The sequence below is a fragment of the Intrasporangium sp. genome (assembly GCF_036566125.1).
GTDB lineage: Bacteria > Actinomycetota > Actinomycetes > Actinomycetales > Dermatophilaceae > Intrasporangium.
Genome location: NZ_DATCWX010000234.1, coordinates 1 through 3721, shown reverse-complemented (window position 1 = coordinate 3721; position 3721 = coordinate 1). Strand labels below are relative to the sequence as shown.

2 protein-coding genes and 1 pseudogene are annotated in these 3721 nt (G+C 68.8%); 1 reads left to right on the top strand and 2 read right to left on the bottom strand.

The genetic code is table 11. The annotated features are described in order from the left end of the window. Positions 1–190, top strand: a pseudogene (locus VIR15_RS14295) (HNH endonuclease signature motif containing protein); the annotation flags it as partial. A 17-nt stretch (positions 191–207) separates the two neighbouring features. On the opposite strand, the gene VIR15_RS14290 reads toward VIR15_RS14295, so the two are convergent. Beyond that, positions 208–1641 carry a tyrosine phenol-lyase gene (locus VIR15_RS14290; protein WP_331928778.1) on the bottom strand — a complete coding sequence of 478 codons (1434 nt, stop codon included), beginning with the start codon at positions 1639–1641 and terminating at the stop codon, positions 208–210. A gap of 168 nt (positions 1642–1809) precedes the next feature. Continuing rightward, positions 1810–3721: helix-turn-helix transcriptional regulator (locus VIR15_RS14285; protein ID WP_331928776.1), on the bottom strand; the 1912-nt coding region annotated here is incomplete at its 5' end.

Genomic DNA, 3721 nt, shown 5'->3' with positions numbered 1-3721 from the left:
CACCCTGACCGGACGCGAGTACGTCACCTACCCCAAGTCCTGGACCGAGGCCCTGCACGACCCCGACGCGCCCGAGCACACCCCACCGACCCGCCGCGCCAACACGGCCCGGCAGGAACACCGCGACCGCGAGGCCAGCGCAGCGTACTGGAACGAACGCTACGGCTGGAACGACCCACCACCCTTCTGAGCCAAGGGGGCTGGGTGTTACGGCGCAGCGGTCGCGAACTCCGGTTCGACAACCTCCTTGGTCGCAGTCTCTTCGATGGGCGCCGGGAGCGGTTCGAAGCGGGACGTGAAGAACCTCAGGGTGGGCGGCTCGTAGACGAACTGCAGACCGCGGATGTCCTTGCGGCGCTCGAAGACCCTGATGACCGATTCGGCGACGACGTCCATGTGCGAGTTCGTGTACACCCGGCGCGGGATGGTGAGCCGCACGAGCTCGAGCTTCGGGTGGCGGTTGTTGCCGGCTGTGTCTCGTCCTGCTGAGACGATCCCGCGCTCCATCGTGCGGACTCCGGAGTCCAGGAAGATCTCTGCCGCGAGCGTCTGTGCCGGTAGCTCGTCCTGGGACAGGTGGTCGAGGAACGCGGCGGCGTCGATGAAGACGGCGTGGCCCCCGATCGGCTCGACGATCGGCACCCCTGCCTCGCGCAGGCGCTCCCCGAGGTAGCGCACTTGGCCGATCCGGTGGGTCAGGTAATCGTCATCGAGCGCCTCACGTAGGCCGACTGCCATGGCGTCGAGGTCGCGGCCGGCCAGGCCCCCGTAGGTCGGCATGCCTTCGTAGACGACGACGAGCTCGCGTGCCTTGGTGAGGACGCGCTTGTCGCGCATCGCGAGGAACCCGCCGATGTTGACGAGGCAGTCCTTCTTGCCGGACATGGTGATGCCGTCGAAGTGGGACAGCATCTCCTTGGCGATCTCGGCGACGCGCCGGTGGGCGTAGCCGTCCTCGCGTTCCTTGATGAACCACGCGTTCTCGGCAAGCCGGGTCGCGTCGGACCACATGATGATGCCGTGGCGGTCGCAGATCTCGCGGACGGCGCGGATGTTGGCCATCGAGACCGGCTGTCCACCGGCCATGTTCACCGTCACCGCCACGTTGATGTAGGCGATGTTGTCAGCGCCCACCTGGTCGATGAGGGCCTGGAACTTGTCCAGGTCGACATTGCCCTTGAACGGGTGTTGCGAGCCGGGGTCGTGGGCCTCGTCAATGATGACGTCGTGGAACGTGCCACCGGCGAGCTCCTGATGGACCCTCGTCGTCGTGAAGTACATGTTGCCGGGGACGTGCTGGCCGGGAGCGATGAGGATCTTCGAGATGAGGTGCTCGGCCCCTCGGCCCTGGTGGGTGGGGCAGACGTAGGGGAAGCCGTAGCTCTCCTGGACCGACTCGACGAGATGGTCGAAGGAGCGGGCACCCGCATAGGCCTCATCCCCGAGCATCAGGGCGCTCCATTGCCGGTCGCTCATGGCGGACGTGCCGGAGTCGGTGAGCAGGTCGATGTAGACGTCGTCGCTGCGCAACAGGAAGGTGTTGTACCCCGCGGCTCGGATCGCGGTCTCACGCTCGTCTCGGCTCGTCATCCTGATCGGCTCGACCATCTTGATCCGGTACGGCTCGGCAATGGCTGGCATGGCGCCCTCTCTGTACTGGACCGGCTTCGTCGCCAGGTCGTCTGCCGCCAGAGTGCCCCTGGAACAAATCGGTGCGCAAACGGTCCATCGAAGCCTGTTCAGACTGTCCATCGTGCGCAGCGAAACCGGGATTTGACGGAGCAAAATGCCCGACGTACGTCAAGCCCCTCAGGGCAGCAGGGCTCGGTCTCGCGCGATGGCGGCCGCCTCAGTGCGCCCGGACGCGCCGAGCTTGGCCAGCAGGTTGGACACGTGAACGCTGACCGTCTTGGTGCTGATGTAGAGCTGCTTGCCGATCTGACCGTTGGACAGGCCCCGAGCGACCAAGGTGAGGACCTCCCGCTCGCGAGGGGTGAGCTCGACGGCTGTCGCGGCCAGAGGAGCCCGCGGCGACAAGGCGTCGAGCTCGGCCAGGAGCGGGCGGGCGCGAAGGCGCCCGGCCACCTCACGGGCAGCGTCCGCGACGAGCCGCGACTCTGCGTGTGACCCCGCGGCATGAAGGGCAGCGGCCAGGCGGGCTCGAGACCGCGCCGCCTCGAAGCCGTGACCGAGCCGCTCGAAGCCCTCGACCGCCGCACGCCAGGCGCGCACCATGTCCTCAGCCGGAGGAGGCGCCTCCTCGCCGAGCGCCCACGCAAGGCGAAGGCGTTCCGCCTCGAGCCGCTTGGCCCAGGCCCACGTCTCGGTGCTCGAGTCACGGAGCACGTCGAGATCCGTCGGATCCCAGTCCGCGCCCTTGGCCTTGCGCACGACCTTGGCGATGAGCTGGTCGGCGCGTGCCTTCAAGTCCTCCACGGTCCGGAGGGCGCGCTCGCGCAGCTCGGCGTCGGCACGCGGAGCCAGCGTGGCCACCTGTCCGGCCAGTAGCGCGGCCATCCGCACACTGGCGTGGTACTTGGCCCAGACCTTGTCGAGCGCCTGTGCTGCCTCGCACGTCAGCTCGAGCGTCCCTGCCAGGTCACCAGCGTCTCCGAGGAGGTCGATCCCCGGCATGACGGTGAGGACAATGATCATCCCGTCGACGTACCACCACTCCCGCAGCGCGGACAGGCGACTGGGCGGAACCGGCTCCCCTCGGCCCACCGGAACGGCGAGACCGGCGGCCTCGAAGAGCGCACGAGCCGGCTGGGGAGTCAACTTGGATGCAAGGCCCAGTCGGCCGGCCACGGAGTCCCACTCGCCCAGCTCATAGGCGGTCAGTCCGCTGAGGAGGCGGCAGTCCAGTCCCCAGGGTGCCCACTCCAGATGGAGGCGGCGTGCGATCCGGGTGCCTTCGTCGTAGTGGTCCAGAGCTGCACGCAAGTCACCGCGACGGTGCGCCACCGCGGCCAGCTGGTGCGCGAGGCGCAGCTGGATCGGGTTGTCCGTGCCAGCGACATCGTCGAGCAGGCCGCGCAGGTACGCCTCGACGGCATCGAGGTCCTGCTGTGCCTCGATGACCCGCGTCAGGATGGTGCGGATCTCGAGGAGTGAGTCGCTCATCGCCAGGTTCCCAGCCATCGCAATGACCTCGTCGCCGGTGCGCACCGCGGCGACGAACGCGCCCTCGTCGACGAGCTGCTGCACGTGGGCGATGAGGACGAGGACCCGACGCGGCGTCTCGTCGGGAGGCAGCAGGTCCACGGCCTCGGTCGTCAGGCCGAGCCCGTCGACCGGCAGATCGAGCATGCGGGACAGGGTGGCGTAGCGGGCGAGGAGCTCGGCTCTCATCTCCGGTCGCTGCCGCGGCCCGGGGTGGTCGATGCTGTCCTTGAGGAGCCGGACCGCGCGGAGGGTGTCGCCAGCCGCCGTAGCCGCCTCTGCCGCACGAATGCCGACTTCGTCACGCTCGGGATCATCGTCCTCGAGCCAGCTCAGCGCCTGCTCGAGGTGGAAGAGGGCATCCTGGGGCCCGCCCATCCCTATGGCCGACTCGGCGGCCGCCCGACTGGCGGCCACCGCGGCAGGGAGGTCGCCGCTCGCGGCCGCGTGGCGCGCCAGCTCCGAGGCGGGAGCGAGCTCTGGGCACTCAGCGAGCACAGCGGCATACGACTTGTGCAGTCGTAGGCGCTCACCCGGCAGCATCCCCTCGGCGGCCGTC